The sequence below is a fragment of the Streptomyces lincolnensis genome (assembly GCF_021173675.1).
GTDB classification, from domain to species: Bacteria; Actinomycetota; Actinomycetes; order Streptomycetales; family Streptomycetaceae; genus Streptomyces; species Streptomyces lincolnensis_B.
In genome coordinates this window covers 339,264-359,631 of the sequence record NZ_JAIHON010000002.1, presented here as the reverse complement: position 1 = coordinate 359,631, position 20,368 = coordinate 339,264, and the positions used below count along the sequence as shown (strand labels likewise).

Here is a 20,368-nt window from a genome sequence, read left to right as displayed (position 1 = left end):
GCGATCGGGACGCCTCTCTCGGCCGCGGACCGCGGCGGGCAGAGGCTTCAGGCGGTCTCCACCCTAATGGGACCCGCGGCGGCGGTGCGCCACTCCGTTTCCCCCGGTCCTCGCCCCGGTCCGCGCTCCGCTTCCCCCCTGGTACCCGGCCGGTCAGCCCGCGTCCGGGAAGTCGCGGTCGGTGGTGTCGGTGCCCTCCTGCCGGTCCGTGTCCTGGCGTGGTTGGGGCAGGACCGGCTGGAGGACCAGCATGCGTTCGACGAGGCGGAGGAACATCGCCACGTCGCGTATCAGGTCGTCGGCGTCCCGGCGGCTGGCCGCGCCCTGGATACCGGCCTCGGCCCGGGCGCGGCGCCGGGCCCCGGAGGCGAACAGCGCGCTCCACTCGGTGAGCTCGGGCGCGATCTCGGGGAGCACTTCCCAGGCGCTCCGGATCTTGGCCCTGCGTCGGGCGGAGGTCTCCGGGCGCCCCCGGGCGGCGAGCACGGCGGCGGCGGTGCGCAGGGCGGCGAGGTGGGCCGTGGCGTAGCGCTCGTTCGACGTTTCCAGCGTGGTGGCCTCGTCCAGGCCGGCGCGGGCCTGGGCGAGCAGGTCGAGGGCGGCGGGCGGGGCCGTGGCCCGGCGGAGCACGGGGTGCACGTCGCTCGCCGGGCCGGTCAGTGAGGGGGCAGGGCCGGAGGCGCGGCGCCGACGGGCGGCTGCTGCGTGGTAGCTGGCCATGACGAACCTCCTGTCGTCGTGTGACGGCACGCTCCTGATACGAGGTGCCGTATGTGCCCATCGTGAGGTATGGCACTGACAATCCGTTCTGACCTGGGATTTTGCTTCGATCGCAAGTTCGGGCTAGCTTTTGCACTGACCAGTCAGTTCAAAAAATCGCCACATCGCTGAGGGGGGATCGTGGGCGCAGTCGGCATCACCGCCGAGAACTTCGGCCTCGAAGGCCCGCGCGGCTGGGCGTTCCGAGGGATCACCGCGTCCGCGGAGCCCGGTTCGCTGATCGCCGTCGAAGGGCCGTCGGGGTCCGGGCGCACCTGCCTGCTGCTCGCGCTCACCGGACGGATGAGGGCCACCGAGGGGACGGCGACCGTGGGCGGGGCGCGGTTGCCGAAGCAGGTGGGGGCGGTACGCCGGATCGGTGCCCTGGCCCATGTCTTCGGGGTCACCGACCTCGACCCGGCCCTGACCGTCGGGGAGCACCTGCGGGAACGGGCGCTGCTGCAGCGGCGGTTCGGCGACTCCCTGCGCGGACTGCTGCGGCCGCGTGCCGAGCGGTCCGCGGAGTCGGCGCTGCGGATCGACACCGCGCTGGCCGCCGCCGGGCTCGACCCCGCGGACCTGCCCAAGGGCCCGCGGACCGCCGTACGCGATCTGGAGCGGCTGGAGGCGCTGCGGTTGTCCGTGGCGCTGGCGCTGATCGGGCGGCCGGGGCTGCTGGGTGTCGACGACGTCGACCTGAAGCTGTCGGACGCCGAGCGCGCCGAGGCCTGGGCGCTGCTGAGGTCGATCGCCGAGGGCGGAACGACCGTCCTGGCCGTGTGCAGCGAGGCCCCCGAGGACGCCGTGCGGATCTCCACCCGACAGTCCCAAGAACCCCGACAGTCCCGAGAGTCCCGGAAGGAGAACGCCGATGCGCTCGCCGCGACTGGCCGCGCTTGAGCTGCGCCGCTTCGGCAGGGGCAAGCTGCCGCGCGCCGCCCTGGTGGCGCTGCTGGTGCTGCCGCTGCTGTACGGCGCCCTGTACCTGTGGTCCTTCTGGGACCCGTACGGCCGACTGGACCGCATCCCCGTGGCGCTGGTGAACGACGACCAGGGCGCCACCGCCGACGGGAAGCGCCTCACGGCGGGCGACGAGATCACCAAGGGGCTGCGCGAGAGCGACGTCTTCGACTGGCAGGAGGTGAGCGCCGCCGAGGCACGCGCGGGCGTGGAGGACGGCAGGTACTACCTGTCGCTGACCATGCCGAAGGACTTCAGCCGCCGGATCGCCTCCAGTTCGGGCGCCTCGCCCGAGACCGGCGCGCTCCAGGTGCGGACGAACGACGCGAACAACTACATCGTCGGGCAGATCTCGCGAACGGTGTTCGCGGAGGTGCGGACGGCCGCGTCCACCAAGGCCTCGCGGTCCTTCCTGGACCGGATCTTCATCTCGTTCTCGGACATCCACGGCGCGACCGTGAAGGCCGCGGACGGGGCCGACGACCTTCAGGGCGGCATCGGCAAGGCGGAGAAGGGCTCCAAGGACCTCGCCGACGGCCTGAAGGACGCCGAGAAGGGCAGTGGCAGGCTCTCCACGGGGCTGACGAAGCTGGACTCGGGCGCGGGTGACCTGGAGGACGGCGCGCGCCGCGTCGCGGACGGCACGCAGACCCTGGCGGACAAGGTCAACGGGGTCTCGGACAAGGTGCGTCCGTTCCTGAAGGACAACGAGAAGACCATCGGGGACACGGCCCGCCTCGTCGCCGACTCGGCCGCGGCGGTCCGGCACAACCTCGACACCTTGGTGAAGACCGCCCCGACCGCCGCCAAGGGCGCCCACGCGGCCTCCGGCACCCTGGAGACGGTGTACAGGGCGCGCTGCACGGACCCCGTGCTGCCGGACGCCGCCTGCGCCGACCTGAAGAAGGCGAAGCAGGCCGCGGCGGACGTGGCGAAGGTCGCCGACGACGTCAACACCCTGGTCGCGGACCAGAACGGCGACCTGAAGAAGCTCGACGGCCACCTCGGCACGCTCCAGAAGCAGGCCCGGGCGCTCGCCGACCGGGCGCCCCACCTCACCGAGGACCTCGACGACGCCGTACGGAAGATCAACAAGCTGAACGAGGGCGCTGGCAAGGTCGCCGACGGCGCCAAGGCGCTGCACACCGGGCTCGGGACGGCCGAGACAGGTGCCACGGACCTGGACGAGGGCGTCGGCGAGCTCAGGACCGGCGCCGAGGACCTGAACGGCGGCATGTACAAGCTCGTCGACGGCTCGGGCAAGCTCTCGCGGGGCCTGCACGACGGCGCCGAGCAGATCCCCGACTACGACGAGAAGGACCGCGACCAGCGCACCGAGGTGATGGCGGACCCCGTCCAGCTGGTCTCCAGGGACCTGCACAAGGCGCCCAACTACGGCACCGGTTTCGCCCCGTACTTCATCCCGCTGTCCCTGTGGGTGGGCGCGATGGTGGCGTACATGCTGATCACCCCGATGAACCGGCGTGCGCTGGCCGCGGGCGCCTCGGCCTGGCGGATCGCGCTGGCGGGCTGGCTGCCGGTGGTGGCGATCGGGGTGCTCCAGACGGCGGCCCTGATGGCGGTGCTGCACTGGGCGGTCGGCCTCCAGATGGTGCGGGCGGCCGGGACGGTGGGCTTCCTGTTCCTGGTGACGGCGTGCTTCGCGGCGATCGTGCAGTGGCTGAACGCCCGCTTCGGAGCGGCCGGGCGGATCCTCGTCCTCGCCCTCCTGATGCTCCAGCTGACTTCCGCGGGCGGCACCTACCCGGTGCAGACCAGCCCCGGCTTCTTCAACGCGCTGCATCCCTTCCTGCCGATGAGCTACGTCGTCGAGGCGCTGCGCCGGCTCATCACGGGCGGTGGCCTCGGGCCGGTCTGGGAGGCCTGTGCCGTGCTGGCGGCCTTCACCGCGGGCGCGCTGGCCCTGACGGCCGTGTCGGCCCGCCGGCGACAGGTGTGGACGCTCGACCGGCTGCACCCGGAGCTGACCCTGTGAGCCCGGCGGTGACGCCTCCGGTGCCCCGCCGGGGGGCGGCTCCTGTGAGAATCGGGACCATGGAAAGCAGCAGCGCCACGTCGGGTGTCAGCACGCGCCGCGAGGCCACCCGGCAGAAGCTCTACGAGGCGGCCGTCACGCTCATCGCCGAGCAGGGCTTCTCCGCCACCACGGTGGACGAGATCGCCGAGCGGGCCGGGGTCGCGAAGGGCACGGTCTACTACAACTTCGCGAGCAAGTCCGTCCTCTTCGAGGAACTGCTGCGGCACGGCGTGGGCCTCCTCAGCGCGTCCCTGCGGGAGGCGGCCGAGCGCACCGCCCGGGACGGGGGCGGCAAGGTGGACGCCCTGGACGCGATGATCCGCGCGGGGCTGGTCTTCATCCAGCGCTATCCGTCCTTCACCCAGCTGTACGTGGCGGAGCTGTGGCGCACCAACCGGGCCTGGCAATCCACCCTGATGGTGGTCCGGCAGGAGGCGGTGGCGGTCATCGAGGGCGTGCTGCGCGAGGGCGTCGACAACGGCGAGTTCAGCGACGAGATCGACATCCCGCTGACCGCGGCCGCGCTGGTCGGCATGGTGCTGGTGGCCGCCCTGGACTGGCAGGCGTTCCAGCCGGAACGCTCCCTGGACGACGTGCACGCGGCGCTGTCCCGGCTGCTCCAGGGGCGGGTGAGCGGCTGCCACTGAGGCCCACACGGGCCGCAGGTGTGGTCGGCGCACACAGAAGCGCCGGTCCGATGTGGCCGCGTCCCCCGCGGGCCACCTCGAACCGGCGCCTCCTCGTGCTCCCCCGATTCCCCCGTGTCCCCCGATTCCCCCGTTGGGTCCCGTTCGGTCAACTCCGGGTTCCCCCGTGTCTCGCTTCCGCCGGCTCTGCCGACGGAAGGAGCGGATCAGGGGCCGCTCCGTTCCGGCGCCCCGTGTCGCCGGTGCCGGAGCCGCGCCCCTCTCCGTGCCTCCACTCTCTCGTTCCCGCAGGTCGCAGCCCATCCGCGCGCGTACTCAACTCACTCACTAGGTACGCGTACTCAGCCCTGCGCACTCACCCCCAGGACGCTCTGTCACCCAGTGGTGACGATCGCGTCCGCGTCCGTACTTCCCTCGCCCGGGGGATCCGGGGCCGGTCCCCCGTGAACTCGGCAGGTCACGGGCCCGCGGACGGATTGTCGGTGGTGGCCGATAAAGTCGCGGGCATGGCACGGATTGCGGTGATCGGCGCCGGCATGGGCGCGATGGCGGCCGCTGCCCGGCTGGCCGTCGCGGGCCACCGGGTGGCGGTGTACGAGCGTACGGACACGTACGGCGGAGCGGTGCGCCGCTTCGAGCGGGACGGCTTCCGTTTCGACTCGGGCCCCGGACTGCTGACCCTCCCCGCGGTCTACCGCGACCTGTTCCTGAAGACCGGCAAGGAGCCGCTGGAGGCGTGCGTCGAGCTGGTCCAGGTCGACCCGTCGTCCCGGCACGTCTTCGCCGACGGCACACAGGTGTCCCTGCCGAACGCCTCGCGCGCGGGTGTCGTCGCGGCCCTGGACGAGGCGCTCGGTGCGGCCGCCGGGCAGCGCTGGGGCGACTTCCTGGTCCGGGCGCGCGAGGCCTGGGACCGGACCCGCAGACCGCTCCTGGAGGAGCCCCTCTGGCCGAACTGGTCGGTGCTGGCCGAGCGCGAGCCCTACCCGGCGGTCCCGCACAAGCGACTGCTGCGCACCCGGAGGGCCACGACCCTCGCCGAGGTCGCCGCCTGGGAGCTGCGCGACCCCCGGCTCGCCGCCCTCCTGGAGAGCCACGCCCTGGCGTACGGCCTGGATCCGCGCGCCGTCCCGGCGAGCGCCGCCGTGCTGCCGTACATGGAGCACGCCTTCGGCACCTGGTATGTCCGCGGCGGGATACGGGAGTTGGCGCGCGCGGTGCACGAGCGGTGCGTGGCCAGGAAGGTCGAGTTCGTCTTCGGCGCCGAGGTCACGGGGCTGCTGGAGAAGGACGGCCGGGCGGCCGGGGTGGAGCTGGCCGACGGGTCCGTGGCGGAGGCGGACTTCGTGGTCGCCGGCACGGCTCCCGCGGTGGTGGACCGACTGGTCCGGGAGTCGGTGGTGCGGCCCGCCGGTGGCGTCCCGGCCCAGCGGGGGGCGGCGAGCCGTCTGACGGTGCTGATGGCGCTGCGCGGTCCGCGGCCGGAAGGGGTGGCCCACCGGACGGTGGTGCACGCGCCCGACCGGGAGGGCGAGTTGGAGGCTCTGTTCGGTACCCCGCTCGGGACGGACACCCGCCCCACCGTCACCGTCCTGCGTCCCGACGACCCGAAGCTGGTCCCGGACTCCGCCCATGAGGCGATCACCCTCACCTCGGTGGTGCCGGCACAGACCGGCCGCGGACGACCGGAGCAGCCGGACGTCGACCGTGGCGTCGAGCACATGATCGCCGCCGCCGGGCGTGCCGTACCCGATCTGCGCGAGCGTCTGCTCTGGCACGAGGTCCGTACTCCGGCCGAGATCGCCGAGGAGACCGGCGCGGAGGGCGGCTCGGTCCCGGCGCCGGCACTGGCGGCCGGAGCCGGCGGCCTGCTGCATCCGTCCAACAGCACGGGAACACCGGGTCTGTTCACCGTCGGCGGCTGGTCGCACCCGGGCGGCGGGCTCGCCCACGCGGGCATGTCGGGCGCGCTCGTGGCCGGACTGATCGTCGAGGGGCCGGAGTTCCGCGGCTCTCAGTGACGTCGAGCCCCGGGGCCCGAACGGGCGGGCGGTTCCTCAGAAGGAGGAGTACATCCCTCAGAAGCGGTACTGGTCGCCGTACCCGTTGCCCTGGGTCTGGTCGTAGCCCTGCTGGCCGTACTGCTGCTGCTCCGGCGGGAGTTCGGCGCCGTACGGGTCGTCGGTGCTGCGCTGCTGGGGCACCCACACACCGCCGGGCGGGGTCTCGCCGTAGGTGCCGGTGGCGTACTGGTCCTGGGCGTAGCCCTGCTGGCCGTACTGCTGCTGGCCGCCGTAGGAGGCGTCGTACCCGGAACCGTCGTAGGTCTGGGTGCCGATGTACGGGTCGGAGTAGGCGGCGTACTGCTGCTGTCCGGCCGGATCGTAGCCGTACTGCTGCTGGTCGTAGCCGGTGTAGCCGTCGTAGCCGTACGTCTGGTCGGCGGCGGCCGTCGCGTACTGGTCCTGGGGCTGGCCCGCGGCCGCGTAGGAGGCGTCGGCGGCGGCCGCGTAGCCGGTGTCGTATATGCCGTAGGAGCCCGTGTCGTCGGGGAGGGGCTGCGGCTCGTACACGGACGTGGTCTCGGCGGCCGTCGGCTGGAGGGGACGGGCGGGCGTGAAGACGTCGTCGCGGTCGTAGTCGTCCTGGCCGTAGGCGCCGGTGTCCTGGCCGTACTTGGTGCCGTCGGCGTACGGGGGCTCTTCGGCGAAGCCCGCCTCGCCGCTCTCCAGGTCGGTGACCTCCAGGGTCGGCTCCTGCCGGCCCCGGTCGCGGCGGTTGCGCTTGCCGCCGACCAGGTTGCCGAGGGCCTCCGGCGGATTGACCGCCCAGCCCTGTGCGAAGCCGCGGCGGAAGGAGAGGGTGACGTAGGTCTGGCCGACCGCGAAGGCGGCGGCGCCCAGGGCGATGACGATCACGGACGGGATCAGGACACCCAGGACCACGCCGAGGAACCCGGCGAAGGCGAGCAGTCGCCAGCGCAGCCGCGCCTTGTACTGCAACAGCACTTCACCCAGCAGCCACAGCGCGACGACTCCGAACGCGATGTAGAGGACCGTCCAGCCCATGTACGCCCCTCTCCCAGTAGCCGCTACGCAGTGTGTCGTATACCGGCGTGGCCGGTCTAGGCCTGCGGCGGGTGGTGCAGACCGAGGTTCTCGTAGATTTCCAGTGAAGCCGTGGAGTTGTTGAGCGTGATGAAGTGCAGTCCGGGCACTCCCTCGGCCAGCAGCCGTGCGCAGAACTCCGTGGCGAATTCAATACCAATGGAGCGTACAGCCGCCGGATCGTCTTTGACTGTGAGGATCCGCTCTTTCAGGGCGGAGGGGATGGCCGCGTTGCTGAGCTGCGGCAACCGCTCCAGCATCCGCACGCTGGTCACGGGCATGACCTCGGGGATGACGGGGGTCTCGCAGCCCGCCGCGACGACTCGGTCACGCAGGCGCAGATAGGACTCCGGCTGGAAGAACATCTGCGTGATGGCGTAGTCGGCGCCGGCCCGGCACTTGTCGACGAAGCGTGCGACGTCGGAGTCCCAGTCGGCGGAGCGCGGGTGCATCTCCGGGAAGGCCGCGACGCCGACGCAGAAGTCGCCCGACTCCTTGATGAGCCGGACGAGTTCGGCGGCGTAGGTCAGACCCTGCGGGTGGGGCACCCAGTCGGCCATGGGGTCGCCGGGGGGGTCGCCGCGCACGGCCAGCATGTTGCGGATCCCGGCGTCGGCGTACTGGCCGATGATGTTGCGCAGTTCCGCGATGGAGTGGTCGACCGCGGTGAGGTGGGCGACCGGGGTGAGCGTGGTGTCGGCGACGATCTGCTGGGTCTCCTTGACCGTGCCCGCGCGGGTGGAGCCACCGGCGCCGTAGGTCACGGAGACGAAGTCCGGGGCGACCGCCTCGACCCTCCTGAGCGCGCTCCACAGGTTCCGCTCGCCCTTGGGCGTCTTCGGCGCCGAGAACTCGAAGGAGTACGTCGTCTTGCCGGTCGCGAGCATGTCACGCACCGTGCGTGCGCGGTCCGTCCTGGTGGATGCGGTTCCGAGGGCCATACCCGCAGGTTAGTCAGGGGGCGGCCCTCTCCCAACCGGATCAGGGAAATTTGCCGGATTTGTCGACTTGTTGTCCATCCCTCGGACACTCGCCGGACACCCCGGCCGATCATCCGACCGACCACCTGATCGATCATCCGACCGCTCACCAGGTCGATCATCCGACCGATGGACTGGTCGCCCGGTCGACTACGCCACGTGCCGTAGCCGCTTCGCGAACTCCCCCGCCGCGGCGCCGGGGTCGTCCGCCTCGGTGATCGCCCGGACGACCACGACCCGGCGGGCGCCGGCCCGCAGCACCTCGTCGAGGTTGCCGAGGTCGATGCCGCCGATGGCGAACCAGGGGCGCTCGGTGCCGAGGGCGGCGGTGTACCGGACCAGGTCGAGGCCGGGTGCGTGGCGGCCGGGCTTGGTGGGGGTGGGCCAGCAGGGGCCGGTGCAGAAGTAGTCGACGCCCTCCTGGACGGCGGCCGCGGCGGCCTCGGCCTCGGAGTGCGTGGAGCGGCCGATGAGGAGGTCGTCGCCGAGGATCGCGCGGGCGGCGGGGACGGGGAGGTCGCCCTGGCCCAGGTGGAGGACGGCGGGCCCCCAGGGGTGGGCGGCGCGGGCCGCGTGGGCCACGTCGGCCCGGTCGTTCACCGCGAGGACCTTGCCGTGCCGGCGGCACTTGTCGGCGAAGAGCTCCAGCAGGGCCAGTTCCTCGTCGGCCTCCAGGGTCTTGTCGCGCAGCTGGACGATGTCCACGCCGCCGCTCAGCACCGCGTCCAGGAAGTCGCCGAGGTCGCCCTGCTTCTTGCGGGCGTCCGTGCAGAGGTAGAGCCGGGCGTCGGGAAGCCGGTCGCGGGCGGCGGTGTCGGACGTGACGGGCATGCGGAGGTCCCCCCGGGTGTCGGTGGCGTACGGGCCGTGGGCCGGTGCGGTCGGCGGCGGGCCGTAGTGAACCACAGGCGTGGCTCGACGGACCGCGACGGGCCCCGGCCGGAGGCCATGGAGCCATGACTCCGGCCGGGCCGTGACGCGCGCGCCCCGGCCCGTACTCCGGACGGTGTGCGGATCGGTCTGCGATCAGTCGGATCGGATCAGACGGCGAGCGCCTGGGCCCGGCGCTTCACCTCCGTGCCGCGATTCTCGCTGAGGGCCTGTGCGGGCGTGCCGGGCAGGCTCTCGTCGGGGGTGAAGAGCCACTCCAGCATCTCTGCGTCGCTGAAGCCGTCGTCCCGCAGGAGCGTCAAGGTCCCGGACAGGCCCTTGACGACCTTCTGCTCGGCCCCGTCGATGAAGGCGGCGGGAACGTGCAGCGCGCGGTTCTCGCCACGGCGTACGGCGATGAGCTGGCCGTCCTTGACCAGCTGCCGCACACGCGTCACCTCGACATCCAGCATTTCTGCGATGTCGGGGAGGGTGAGCCAGGCGGGGACGAGAGCATCGATCTTTGCGTCAATCTCGGTCACGGAAACAAGCGTGCCATCCCGCACTGACAGTAGGAAGCCGGACTCCCCCGACCTGCGCTTTTCGCACTACGCCGTGGCCGTTTTCAACGGCTTCGCCGGATCCGTCAGCAGCGCCGGGTCCATCGGGGTGCCCGCCTCGATCAGCCGCCGGCCCTGGGCCAGGTCCCGGGGGCGGCCCACCGCGAGCAGGGCGACCAGACGGTTCTCGCGCAGCCAGCAGACCGTCCAGGCCGGCCCGGTGGGCTCGCCGCGCCACAGGGTGGTGTCGGCGAAGGCGTGGTGACCGGCGTACTGGACGAAGCGGCCGAACTGCTCGGACCAGAAGTACGGCACCGGGTCGTAGACCGCCGGGACCGCTCCGACGGCCTCGCCGATGATGTTCGCGGCGACCGTGCGCGGGCCCTGGAGGGCGTTGTCCCAGTGGTGGACCAGGAGGCGTTCGCCGTAGCGCCCCGAGGGGAAGGAGGCGCAGTCGCCGACCGCGTAGACGTCCGGCGCGGAGGTGCGCAGGCGGTCGTCGGCGACGACCTCGCCGTGCCGGCCGAGCGCGATGCCGGAACCGGCCAGCCAGGCCGTGGCGGGGCGGGCGCCGATGCCGACGACGACGGCGCCGGCGGGCAGCCGCGAGCCGTCGTCCAGCAGGACGGCACCGGGCTCGACGCGCTCCACGCGCGCGTGGGTGCGCAGGACGGCTCCGGCGTCGGCGTACCAGGAGACCATCGGCTCGGCCACCTCGGCGGGCAGCGCGCCCGCGAGAGGGCGGTCCGCGGCCTCGACGACCGTCACCGCGCAGCCCGCCTCGCGCGCGGCCGTGGCGAACTCGGCGCCGATCCAGCCCGCGCCGACGACCACGATGTCGTGCTGCCGTGCCAGCACCGGGCGCAGCCGCTCGGCGTCGTCCAGGGTGCGCAGCAGATGGACGCCGGGGACGCCCTCGGCGCCCGGCAGCCGGATCGGTTCGGCGCCGGTGGCCAGGACCAGGACGTCGTAGGGCACCGGGCCCTCGGCGGTGTCCAGCTCGCGGTCGGCGGGGCGTACGCCGAGGACCTCGCGGCCGAGCCGCAGGTCGATGCCGAGGCCCTCGAAGTCCACCTCGAAGGCGGAGTCCTCGGCCTTGCCCAGCAGGACGGCCTTCGACAGCGGCGGCCGGTCGTACGGCTGGTGGGGCTCCGCGCCGATCACCGTCACGCCGCCGGTGAAGCCCTGCTCCCGCAGGGCGACGGCGGTCTGCACCCCGGCCATGCCCGCGCCGACGACGACCACCCGTCGCCGCGCATGTGTCTGCTCGCTCACCCGATCACCTTAGACACCTGATCGCCTCGGGCAACTGACAATCCGTCAGTCAGGAGTCCCGCTCCGTGACCTGCTCCACGACGCTGGTCCCGCTGCCCTCCTGCGACTCCCATTCCCAGGTCTCCTCCAGCCGTACACGGCCGTCGGGCAGGTCGACGACCGTCGACACGCAGTGCCCCGAGGACGTCGATCCGTCGCGCTTGAGCTGGACGTACCGGAAGTCGAGACGGTCGCCCTCACGGGTGCCCAGCAGATGCCCGCGTACGACGTCGCCGCCCGCGTACTCGGCCCAGATCTCGCCGCCCTGCTCGTGGTACGTGAAACGGGTCCTGGTGCCCACCTGACCTGGGGCCTGGTCGGTGACGGGGGCGAGGACGAGACCGTCGAGCGAGCGTGCCACGGGCGGAGGCTCCCTTACTGAGACATACGACGTCGGGCTAGGGTGGCCAACGTAGAGCACTCGCGGGAGCCCGGACGCACCGGGCTGAGAGGGAGGCTGGCGGCCTCCGACCGTACGAACCTGATCCGGGTCATGCCGGCGAAGGGAGGGGCTGGACGCCCATGTCGCGTACGCACACATCAGACGTCCTCGTCGTGGGGGGCGGAATCATCGGGCTCGTCACGGCGTGGCGGGCCGCACAGCGCGGGTTCACCACGGCCGTGGTGGATCCCGAACCGGGCGGCGGGGCCGCACGGGTGGCGGCCGGGATGCTGGCCGCCGTCACGGAACTGCACTACGGCGAGCAGACCCTGCTCGGGCTGAACCTCGCCTCGGCCCGCCGCTACCCGGACTTCGCGGCCGAGCTCACCGAACTCACCGGGCGGGACCTCGGCTACCGGCAGTGCGGCACGCTCGCCGTCGCGCTGGACGCCGACGACCGCGCCCATCTGCGCGAACTGCACTCCCTGCAACGGCAGTCGGGGCTGGACTCCGAGTGGCTGTCCGGGCGGGAGTGCCGGCGCCTGGAGCCGATGCTCGCGCCGGGCGTGCGCGGGGGCCTGCGGGTCGACGGCGACCACCAGATCGACCCGCGCCGCCTCGCCGGGGCCCTGCTGGCCGCGTGCGAGCGGGCGGGCGTCGTCTTCCACCGGGTGTGGGCCGAGCGGCTCACCGTGCCGCGGGAGCGGGCGGCGGGCGTGGTCACGCGCGACGGCGAGGCGCTGGGCGCGGGGCAGGTGGTCCTCGCCGGGGGCAGCCTGAGCGGGCGGCTCGCGGGGGTTCCCGACGCGGTGCTGCCTCCCGTACGGCCCGTGAAGGGGCAGGTGCTGCGGCTGACCGTGCCGGAGCGGTACGCGCCGTTCCTGAGCCGGACCGTGCGCGCCGTGGTGCGGGGCAGCCAGGTCTATCTGGTGCCGCGCGAGAACGGCGAGCTGGTGATCGGGGCGACCAGCGAGGAACTGGGCTGGGACACCACGGTGACCGCGGGCGGGGTGTACGAGCTGCTGCGGGACGCGCACGAGCTGGTGCCCGGGATCACGGAACTGCCGCTCACCGAGACCCGGGCGGGGCTGCGGCCCGGCTCCCCGGACAACGCGCCGCTGCTCGGCCCGACCGGTCTGGACGGGCTGCTGCTGGCCACCGGGCACTACCGCAACGGGGTGCTGCTGACGCCGGTCACCGGTGACGCCATGGCCCATGTGCTGACCACCGGTGAACTCCCCGACGAGGCCCGCCCGTTCACGCCGAAGCGTTTCATCACCACGGAACCCATGGCCCTCGTGGAGCAACCCGCATGACTCTCTCCGTCACCATCTCCATCTCCGTCAACGGCGAGCCGCGCGAGGTCGCCTCCGGCACGGCGCTCGACACCGTCGTGCGCGCCCTGACCCCGGCGCCCTCCGGAGTGGCCGCCGCCCTCAACGAAACCGTCGTCCCGCGCGCGCAGTGGCCCTCGACGCCCCTCTCCGAGGGCGACCGCGTCGAGGTCCTCACCGCCGTCCAAGGAGGCTGACCCATGGCCGACGACCCCTTCGTCCTCGGCGGTACGTCCTTCACGTCCCGACTGATCATGGGCACCGGCGGCGCGCCCAGCCCGGAGGTGCTGGAGCGGGCGCTGGTCGCCTCCGGGACCGAGCTGACCACGGTCGCGATGCGGCGGGTGGACCCCTCGGTGCACGGGTCCGTGCTGTCCGTCCTGGAGAAGCTGGGCATCCGGGTCCTGCCGAACACGGCGGGCTGCTTCACCGCCGGGGAGGCCGTCCTGACCGCCCGCCTCGCACGCGAGGCCCTCGGCACGGACCTGGTCAAGCTGGAGGTCATCGCCGACGAGCGCACGCTCCTGCCGGACCCGATCGAGCTCCTGGACGCGGCGGAGACCCTCGTCGACGACGGTTTCACCGTGCTGCCCTACACCAACGACGACCCCGTGCTCGCGCGGAAGCTGGAAGACGTCGGCTGCGCCGCGATCATGCCTCTGGGCTCCCCCATCGGCTCCGGGCTCGGCATCCGCAACCCGCACAACTTCCAGCTGATCGTCGAGCACGCGCGTGTGCCGGTGATCCTCGACGCGGGGGCCGGGACGGCGTCCGACGCGGCGCTGGCGATGGAGCTGGGGTGCGCGGGCGTGATGCTCGCCTCCGCCGTGACCCGGGCCCAGGAGCCCGAGCTGATGGCCCACGCGATGCGGCACGCGGTGGACGCGGGGCGGTTGGCGTACCGGGCGGGGCGGATTCCCAGGCGGCACTTCGCGGAGGCGTCGTCGCCGGTGGAGGGGATTGCTCGGTTGGATCCGGAGCGGCCTGCTTTCTAGGCGCCCGGGGGTGCGGCGGGGGGTGGGGGCGCTCACCCGCGCTTGCGGGGTGCCGCCTCTCTGTGGGACGGGCGCCGCCCCAGCAGCACGATTGCCCGCAGCTACGGCAGCGGAGCAGGCAAGCAACGGTGACCGCACCCACCCAAGGGGCGCGGGGAACTGCGCGACCAGCTCCCACCCAGCCGCAGACGACCGACCGCCCCCAAGCCCCCGCTCCATGCGATCCCCGTCACAGCTCCGCTTCAGTCCAGCCCCGAAATACCCCGATCCCGCTGGACTGTCAGCGACAACTCGTACACTCACCTGCGTGGATACGACCCTTCAGGACCCCCTGGTCGGGCAGGTGCTCGACGGCCGCTACCGCGTGGACGCGCGTATCGCGGTCGGCGGGATGGCCACGGTCTACCGGGCCGTGGACACCCGCCTGGACCGCGTGCTCGCGCTCAAGGTGATGCACCCCGCGCTCGCGGCGGACGGGGTGTTCGTGGAGCGGTTCATCCGGGAGGCGAAGTCCGTCGCCCGGCTCGCGCACCCGAACGTCGTGCAGGTCTTCGACCAGGGCACCGACGGGTCGTACGTCTACCTCGCCATGGAGCACATCGCCGGCTGCACCCTGCGGGACGTGCTGCGCGACCGAGGCGCGCTGCAGCCCCGGGCCGCGCTCGACATCCTGGAACCGGTGCTGGCCGCGCTCGGCGCCGCGCACCGCGCCGGGTTCGTGCACCGGGACATGAAGCCGGAGAACGTGCTGATAGGGGACGACGGCCGGGTCAAGGTCGCCGACTTCGGTCTGGTGCGCTCCGTGGACACGGTCACCAGCACCACCGGCGCCGTCCTCGGCACCGTCTCCTACCTCGCGCCTGAGCAGATCGAGCAGCCGGGCGCCGCCGACCCCCGGGTCGACGTGTACGCGTGCGGTGTCGTCCTGTACGAGATGCTCACCGGTGAGAGGCCGCACGACGGGGACTCCCCCGCGATCGTGCTCTACAAGCACCTTCACGAGGACGTGCCGCCGCCCTCGGCCCTGGTGCCGGGACTGGCGTACGAACTGGACGAGCTGGTGGCGTCCGCGACGGCCCGCAACCCCGATCTACGCCCGTACGACGCGGTCGCGCTGCTCGCCCAGGCGCGGGAGGCGCGCGCCGCGCTGAGCGCGGACCAGCTGGACGCGGTACCGCCGCAGGCGACCGCCACGGCGCACGACAACTCCGACAACCGCACGAGCGTGATCCCGCGCTCGCTGACCGTCCCCCGGCCGCTGCCGGTGAACGAGGACGAGCCCGAGGGCGGCTACCACCGCACGAGTCGGCTGGAGTCGCCGCCGCCCCTGCCCCCACGCCGCCGAGGCGGCCCGCGGCCCCGTCTGATGGCGATCATCGCCGCCGTGCTGCTGGTCCTCGGTGTCGGCGCGGGCGTCTGGTACATCAACGCCGGCCAGTTCACCGAGGTCCCGAGGCTGCTGGAGAAAACCGAGGCGCAGGCCCGGGACCGGCTGGAGTCGGCCGGACTGGACGTCGGTGACGTCAAGGAGGCCTACAGCGACACCTTCAAGCGCGGCACCGTCATGAAGTCCGACCCGCAGCCGGGCAGCCGGATCCGGAGCAATGACTCCGTGACGCTGACCATCTCGAAGGGGCCGGAGACGGTCCGGGTGCCGGACGTGGAGGGCTACCGCCTGGACAAGGCGAGGTCCCTGCTGAAGGACAGCGGTCTGGAGCCCGGCATGGTCACCCGGGAGTTCAGCGACGACGTCCCGAAGGGCTCCGTCATCTCCACCACCCCGGACAAGGGCACCACGCGGCGGGCGGGCTCGGCGATCGCGCTGACCGTCAGCAAGGGCAGCCCGATCGACGTCCCGGACGTCACCGGCCGGACCGTCGAGGACGCGCGGGCGGAACTGCTGGAGGCGGGCCTGAAGGTGAAGGTCTCCCCCCAGCAGGTCACCTCCTCGGAGTTCGACAAGGGCCAGGTCGCCCTGCAGACCCCGGCGGACGGCCGCCAGGCCGCCGAGGGCGACACGGTCACGCTGACGGTGTCCAAGGGCCCCGAGATGGTCGAGGTCCCGGACGTGACCGGCGACAAGGTGGACGACGCCAAGGCCGCCCTGGAGGGGGCCGGCTTCCAGGTCGACGAGGACCGCGGACTGCTCGGGCTCTTCGGCGACACCGTCAGCAAACAGTCCGTCGCGGGCGGGGAGAGCGCGCCCAAGGGGTCGACGATCACGATCACCATCCGCTGACCGAGAGCGACCACCCCTGACCGGGCAACCCTCCGCTGACGGAGCACCCCCGGCAGCATGACACCCTTGAATCCGTGACGATTCAGCGCAACCCCGTCGGCGGCCACGTCCCCGTGGCCGGCGGCCTGCACTCCGTGGGCCTGTCGTACGCCCATGACCTCAAGGCCGAGACCGTCCAGGTCTTCGTCGCCAACCCGCGCGGCTGGGCCACGCCCACCGGGAATCCCCGCCAGGACGAGGAGTTCCGCGCGGTGTGCGAGGCCGAGTCGATCCCGGCGTACGTCCATGCCCCGTACCTGATCAACTTCGGCTCGCACACCGAGGCGACCGTGGAGAGGTCGGTGGAGTCGCTGCGGCACTCACTGCGGCGCGGCCGGGAGATCGGGGCGCTGGGCGTGGTCGTGCACACGGGGAGCGCGACCGGCGGACGGGACCGTTCCGTGGCCCTGAAGCAGGTGCGGGAGCATCTGCTGCCGCTGCTCGACGAGCTCACCCACGAGGACGACCCGTACCTGCTTCTGGAGTCGACCGCGGGGCAGGGCGCCTCGCTGTGCTCGCGGACCTGGGACTTCGGGCCGTACTTCGAGGCACTGGACGCCCACCCCAGGCTGGGCGTGTGCCTGGACACCTGCCACATCTTCGCCGCCGGACACGACCTGACCGGTCCCTCGGGCATGCACCAGACCCTGGACCTGCTGGTGGACACGGTCGGCGAGGGCCGGCTGAAGCTGATCCACGCCAACGACTCCAAGGACGTGGTCGGTGCCCACAAGGACCGTCACGAGAACATCGGCGCCGGTCACATCGGCGAGGACCCGTTCCGGGAGCTGATGACCCACCCCGCCACCGAGGGCGTACCGCTGATCATCGAGACGCCCGGCGGGAAAGAGGGGCACGCGGCGGACGTGGAGCGGCTGAAGAAGCTGCGGGACGGCTGAGTCGGAGGTCGCGACCCTCACCCCGTCCCTGAGTCACAGCTCGGGGCCGTCCCCCGGTTCCTCCTGGTAGGAGTACCGCTGTTCCTTCCAGGGGTCGCCGACGTTGTGATAGCCGCGCTCCTCCCAGAAGCCGCGGCGGTCGGCGGTCATGTACTCCACGCCGCGGACCCACTTGGGACCCTTCCAGGCGTACAGATGGGGCACGACGAGGCGGAGCGGGAAGCCGTGCTCGGCGGTGAGCAGTTCGCCGTCCTTGTGGGTGGCGAAGATCGTGCGCTCGCCCGCGAAGTCGGCGAGGCGCAGGTTCGAGCTGAATCCGTATTCCGCCCAGACCATCACATGGGTGACGCTCGGCGCGGGCGGGGCGATCTCCAGGATCGTCCGGGCCGGAACGCCGCCCCACTCGGAGCCGAGCATGCTGAACTTCGTGACGCAGTGCAGATCGCCCAGGACGGAGGTGTACGGCAGGGCCGTGAACTCCTCGTGGTTCCAGCAGTGCTTCTCGCCGTCCGCGGTGGCGCCGAAGACGCGGAACTCCCAGCGCTCGGGACGGAACTTGGGGACCGGGCCGTAGTGCGTGACCGGCCAGCCGCGCTGGAGTCGCTGCCCCGGCGGAAGCTCGGAGTACGCCTCTTCTCCAGACTCGCGTTCCACCGGCTGACCCATGTCTCCATCCTGACAGACCTCGGGCAGTGCACATGACCAACCCCTGCCCATATCGGGCAATTAGAACTAAGCCTGCCCTTACTTACTAAGTGAAGACTTACTGGACGATCTTCGTTCCCGATGCAAGGATGCGGCGCAACCCGCCAGTTCCCACGGTCGGAAGGAGCCTCTGCGATGCAGGGCGACACCGAGGTCATCGAATTCCTCAACGAGCAGCTGACTGCCGAGCTGACCGCGATCAACCAGTACTTCCTGCACGCGAAGATGCAGGAGAACTTCGGCTGGACGAAGCTCGCGAAGTACACGCGACACGAGTCGATCGACGAGATGAAGCACGCCGAGGTCCTCACCGACCGGATCCTCTTCCTGGACGGACTGCCCAACTACCAGCGCCTCTTCCATGTGCGCGTCGGGCAGACGGTCAAGGAGATGTTCGAGGCGGACCGGCAGATCGAGGTCGAGGCGATCGACCGCCTCAAGCGCGGGATCAAGGTGATGCGCGAGAAGGGCGACATCACGTCCGCGAACATCTTCGAGTCGATCCTGGAGGACGAGGAGCACCACATCGACTACCTCGACACCCAGCTGGACATCCTGGAGAAGCTCGGCGAGGCGCTCTACATCGCCCAGCTGATCGAGCAGCCGGAGAGCTAGGCGGCTTCCTCCAACTCGGCCAGGACCGGCTCGGCCAGAACCGATTCACCCTGGTCAGCGAGGTCACGGCGCGGGCACGCGCCCCGGCCCAGCAGTGCCTGGATCCGCCGCACGCACGATCCGCAGTCCGTACCCGCCTTGCAGGCGGAGGCTATCTGGCGGGGCGTGCAGGCGCCGTCCGCCGCGTGCTTCCTCACCTGCGCCTCGGTCACGCCGAAGCAGTTGCAGACGTACACGCGGTCCACCTCCCGCCGGGATCGTTCGCTTTGGTGCCGTCCCGTTGATCGGTGAGGCTAACCTAACCTTACCCGGCTCACAGGAGCCTTAAAAGTGCGGTGGGGCGCGGATCGTATGTGATCCGCGCCCCACCGCATGCTCATGTAATAGGCGAAACCGTTACTGGTCCCTGTACATCTCGGCCACGAGGAAGGCCAGGTCGAGCGACTGGCTGCGGTTCAGCCGCGGGTCGCAGGCCGTCTCGTAGCGCTGGTGCAGGTCGTCGACGAAGATCTCGTCGCCGCCGCCCACGCACTCGGTGACGTCGTCACCGGTGAGCTCCACGTGGATGCCGCCCGGGTGGGTGCCCAGGCCCTTGTGGACCTCGAAGAAGCCCTTGACCTCGTCGAGCACGTCGTCGAAGCGGCGGGTCTTGTGGCCGGAGGCCGCCTCGTAGGTGTTGCCGTGCATCGGGTCGGTGATCCAGGCCACGGTGGCGCCGGAGGCGGTGACCTTCTCGACCAGCTCGGGCAGCTTGTCGCGGACCTTGTCGGCGCCCATGCGGACGATGAAGGTCAGCCGGCCCGGCTCACGGTCGGGGTCCAGGCGCTCGATGTACTGCAGCGCCTCCTCGGCCGTGGTGGTCGGGCCGAGCTTGATGCCGACCGGGTTGCGGATCTGCGAGGCGAACTCGATGTGCGCGTGGTCCAGCTGCCGGGTGCGCTCGCCGATCCACACCATGTGCGCGGAGACGTCGTACAGCTGTCCCGTCCGGGAGTCCACCCGGGTCAGCGCCGACTCGTAGTCGAGCAGCAGCGCCTCGTGCGAGGAGTAGAACTCGACCGTCTTGAACTCCTCCGGGTCGGCCCCGCAGGCGTGCATGAAGTTCAGCGCGTTGTCGATCTCGCGGGCCAGCTGCTCGTAGCGCTGCCCCGACGGCGAGGACCGCACGAAGTCCTGGTTCCAGGCGTGCACCTGGCGCAGGTCGGCGTAGCCGCCGGTGGTGAAGGCGCGCACCAGGTTCAGCGTGGAGGCGGAGGCGTGGTACATCCGCTTCAGCCGCTCGGGATCGGGGACGCGGGCGGCCTCGGTGAAGTCGAAGCCGTTGACCGAGTCACCGCGGTAGGTGGGCAGGGTCACGCCGTCGCGGGTCTCGGTGGGCTTGGAGCGGGGCTTGGAGTACTGCCCGGCGATCCGGCCGACCTTGACCACCGGCACCGAGGCGGCGTACGTCAGCACGGCGCCCATCTGGAGCAGGGTCTTGAGCTTGTTGCGGATCTGGTCGGCGGAGACCGCGTCGAAGGCCTCCGCGCAGTCGCCGCCCTGGAGGAGGAACGCCTCTCCCTTGGCGACGGCCGCCATCCTCGCGCGCAGCTGGTCGCACTCGCCCGCGAAGACGAGCGGCGGATACGACTCGAGGTCCGCAACGACTGCGCGCAGAGCCTCGGTGTCGGGGTACTCGGGCTGCTGCGCCGCGGGCAGATCTCGCCAGGTGTTGCCAGCGGTGGAGCTGGTCTTAGCGTTCACGGTCACGACCTCAACATTACGGGGTCGTGTCGAGTGATTTTCGCCTGGCTCGACAGGTGAGACGCCCTCACGCTCAGGTGCGCGTGGGGTAGGGTGCCTCGCATGTTCGCGCATTCGACCCAGACCTGGTGGTGGACCGCTCATCCGGCGGCCCACTGACTGCGCGTACGCACGACTTCGCG

Annotated in this window: 21 protein-coding genes and 1 riboswitch; of the genes, 11 read left to right on the top strand and 10 right to left on the bottom strand. The window is 71.7% G+C overall.

Annotation, left to right across the window (positions count from 1 at the left end):
• Positions 1 to 153 precede the first annotated feature (153 nt).
• Positions 154 to 720, bottom strand: a complete 567-nt coding sequence (locus K4B79_RS05165; protein ID WP_232025042.1) for an SAV_6107 family HEPN domain-containing protein — start codon at positions 718 to 720, stop codon at positions 154 to 156.
• Between the two features lie 180 nt (positions 721 to 900).
• Between K4B79_RS05165 and K4B79_RS05160 the strand changes: the two genes are divergently transcribed.
• The 4 genes from K4B79_RS05160 (at position 901) to K4B79_RS05145 (ending at position 6,425) form a co-directional block, all read left to right on the top strand.
• Complete coding sequence (locus K4B79_RS05160; RefSeq protein WP_232025041.1) at positions 901 to 1,659, top strand: ATP-binding cassette domain-containing protein; 759 nt, start codon at positions 901 to 903, stop codon at positions 1,657 to 1,659.
• On the top strand, positions 1,631 to 3,715 hold the full coding sequence (locus K4B79_RS05155) for a YhgE/Pip family protein (protein ID WP_232025040.1): 2,085 nt from the start codon (positions 1,631 to 1,633) through the stop codon (positions 3,713 to 3,715). Before K4B79_RS05160 ends, K4B79_RS05155 begins: the two co-directional genes overlap by 29 nt.
• Before the next feature lie 59 nt (positions 3,716 to 3,774).
• On the top strand, positions 3,775 to 4,404 hold the full coding sequence (locus K4B79_RS05150; RefSeq protein WP_232025039.1) for a TetR/AcrR family transcriptional regulator: 630 nt from the start codon (positions 3,775 to 3,777) through the stop codon (positions 4,402 to 4,404).
• Positions 4,405 to 4,910: 506 nt separating this feature from the next.
• On the top strand, positions 4,911 to 6,425 hold the full coding sequence (locus K4B79_RS05145; protein ID WP_232025038.1) for a phytoene desaturase family protein: 1,515 nt from the start codon (positions 4,911 to 4,913) through the stop codon (positions 6,423 to 6,425).
• A gap of 57 nt (positions 6,426 to 6,482) precedes the next feature.
• On the opposite strand, the gene K4B79_RS05140 is transcribed toward K4B79_RS05145, so the two are convergent.
• The 6 genes from K4B79_RS05140 to K4B79_RS05115 form a co-directional block, all read right to left on the bottom strand.
• Positions 6,483 to 7,472, bottom strand: a complete 990-nt coding sequence (locus tag K4B79_RS05140; protein WP_232025037.1) for an SCO2102 family sporulation regulator — start codon at positions 7,470 to 7,472, stop codon at positions 6,483 to 6,485.
• A 56-nt stretch (positions 7,473 to 7,528) separates the two neighbouring features.
• Positions 7,529 to 8,452: a methylenetetrahydrofolate reductase [NAD(P)H] gene (metF, locus tag K4B79_RS05135; protein ID WP_232025036.1), complete on the bottom strand. Its 924-nt coding sequence runs from the start codon at positions 8,450 to 8,452 to the stop codon at positions 7,529 to 7,531.
• Between the two features lie 189 nt (positions 8,453 to 8,641).
• Positions 8,642 to 9,322: a thiamine phosphate synthase gene (gene thiE, locus K4B79_RS05130; RefSeq protein ID WP_232025035.1), complete on the bottom strand. Its 681-nt coding sequence runs from the start codon at positions 9,320 to 9,322 to the stop codon at positions 8,642 to 8,644.
• A gap of 209 nt (positions 9,323 to 9,531) precedes the next feature.
• Positions 9,532 to 9,903, bottom strand: coding sequence for an Rv2175c family DNA-binding protein (locus K4B79_RS05125; RefSeq protein ID WP_232025034.1), 372 nt, complete (start codon positions 9,901 to 9,903; stop codon positions 9,532 to 9,534).
• Between the two features lie 66 nt (positions 9,904 to 9,969).
• Positions 9,970 to 11,196, bottom strand: a complete 1,227-nt coding sequence (locus K4B79_RS05120) for an NAD(P)/FAD-dependent oxidoreductase (protein WP_374208421.1) — start codon at positions 11,194 to 11,196, stop codon at positions 9,970 to 9,972.
• 49 nt (positions 11,197 to 11,245) lie between these two features.
• Positions 11,246 to 11,596: a hypothetical protein gene (locus K4B79_RS05115; protein ID WP_232025033.1), complete on the bottom strand. Its 351-nt coding sequence runs from the start codon at positions 11,594 to 11,596 to the stop codon at positions 11,246 to 11,248.
• Between the two features lie 52 nt (positions 11,597 to 11,648).
• Positions 11,649 to 11,760, top strand: a riboswitch (TPP riboswitch).
• On the opposite strand from K4B79_RS05115, the gene thiO reads away from it, so the two are divergent.
• The 5 genes from thiO (at position 11,758) to K4B79_RS05090 (ending at position 17,123) form a co-directional block, all read left to right on the top strand.
• The gene (gene thiO, locus K4B79_RS05110) at positions 11,758 to 12,933 is read left to right on the top strand and encodes a glycine oxidase ThiO (protein ID WP_232025032.1); all 1,176 of its coding nucleotides are present in this window, start codon (positions 11,758 to 11,760) and stop codon (positions 12,931 to 12,933) included. (Overlaps the previous riboswitch by 3 nt.)
• A 14-nt stretch (positions 12,934 to 12,947) precedes the next feature.
• Complete coding sequence (thiS, locus tag K4B79_RS05105; protein ID WP_232025429.1) at positions 12,948 to 13,148, top strand: sulfur carrier protein ThiS; 201 nt, start codon at positions 12,948 to 12,950, stop codon at positions 13,146 to 13,148.
• Between the two features lie 3 nt (positions 13,149 to 13,151).
• Positions 13,152 to 13,946: a thiazole synthase gene (locus K4B79_RS05100; RefSeq protein WP_232025031.1), complete on the top strand. Its 795-nt coding sequence runs from the start codon at positions 13,152 to 13,154 to the stop codon at positions 13,944 to 13,946.
• Positions 13,947 to 14,253: 307 nt separating this feature from the next.
• Positions 14,254 to 16,185 carry a Stk1 family PASTA domain-containing Ser/Thr kinase gene (gene pknB, locus K4B79_RS05095; protein WP_232025030.1) on the top strand — a complete coding sequence of 644 codons (1,932 nt, stop codon included), beginning with the start codon at positions 14,254 to 14,256 and terminating at the stop codon, positions 16,183 to 16,185.
• Between the two features lie 74 nt (positions 16,186 to 16,259).
• Complete coding sequence (locus K4B79_RS05090) at positions 16,260 to 17,123, top strand: deoxyribonuclease IV (RefSeq protein ID WP_232025029.1); 864 nt, start codon at positions 16,260 to 16,262, stop codon at positions 17,121 to 17,123.
• A gap of 33 nt (positions 17,124 to 17,156) precedes the next feature.
• On the opposite strand, the gene K4B79_RS05085 is transcribed toward K4B79_RS05090, so the two are convergent.
• On the bottom strand, positions 17,157 to 17,789 hold the full coding sequence (locus K4B79_RS05085) for a sulfite oxidase-like oxidoreductase (RefSeq protein WP_232025028.1): 633 nt from the start codon (positions 17,787 to 17,789) through the stop codon (positions 17,157 to 17,159).
• A gap of 174 nt (positions 17,790 to 17,963) precedes the next feature.
• On the opposite strand from K4B79_RS05085, the gene bfr reads away from it, so the two are divergent.
• A complete protein-coding gene (gene bfr, locus K4B79_RS05080) occupies positions 17,964 to 18,443 on the top strand; it encodes a bacterioferritin (protein WP_232025027.1) in 480 nt (159 codons plus the stop codon).
• Here the strand turns inward: bfr and K4B79_RS05075 are convergent.
• Positions 18,440 to 18,688 (bottom strand): (2Fe-2S)-binding protein, encoded by a 249-nt coding sequence (locus K4B79_RS05075; RefSeq protein WP_232025026.1) that lies wholly within the window; start codon positions 18,686 to 18,688, stop codon positions 18,440 to 18,442. The two genes, bfr and K4B79_RS05075, sit on opposite strands and share 4 nt — an antisense overlap.
• 151 nt (positions 18,689 to 18,839) lie before the next feature.
• Positions 18,840 to 20,192: a class II 3-deoxy-7-phosphoheptulonate synthase gene (locus tag K4B79_RS05070; protein ID WP_232025025.1), complete on the bottom strand. Its 1,353-nt coding sequence runs from the start codon at positions 20,190 to 20,192 to the stop codon at positions 18,840 to 18,842.
• 96 nt (positions 20,193 to 20,288) lie between these two features.
• On the opposite strand from K4B79_RS05070, the gene K4B79_RS48540 reads away from it, so the two are divergent.
• On the top strand, positions 20,289 to 20,345 hold the full coding sequence (locus K4B79_RS48540; protein WP_073723848.1) for a trp operon leader peptide: 57 nt from the start codon (positions 20,289 to 20,291) through the stop codon (positions 20,343 to 20,345).
• Positions 20,346 to 20,368: the final 23 nt, after the last annotated feature.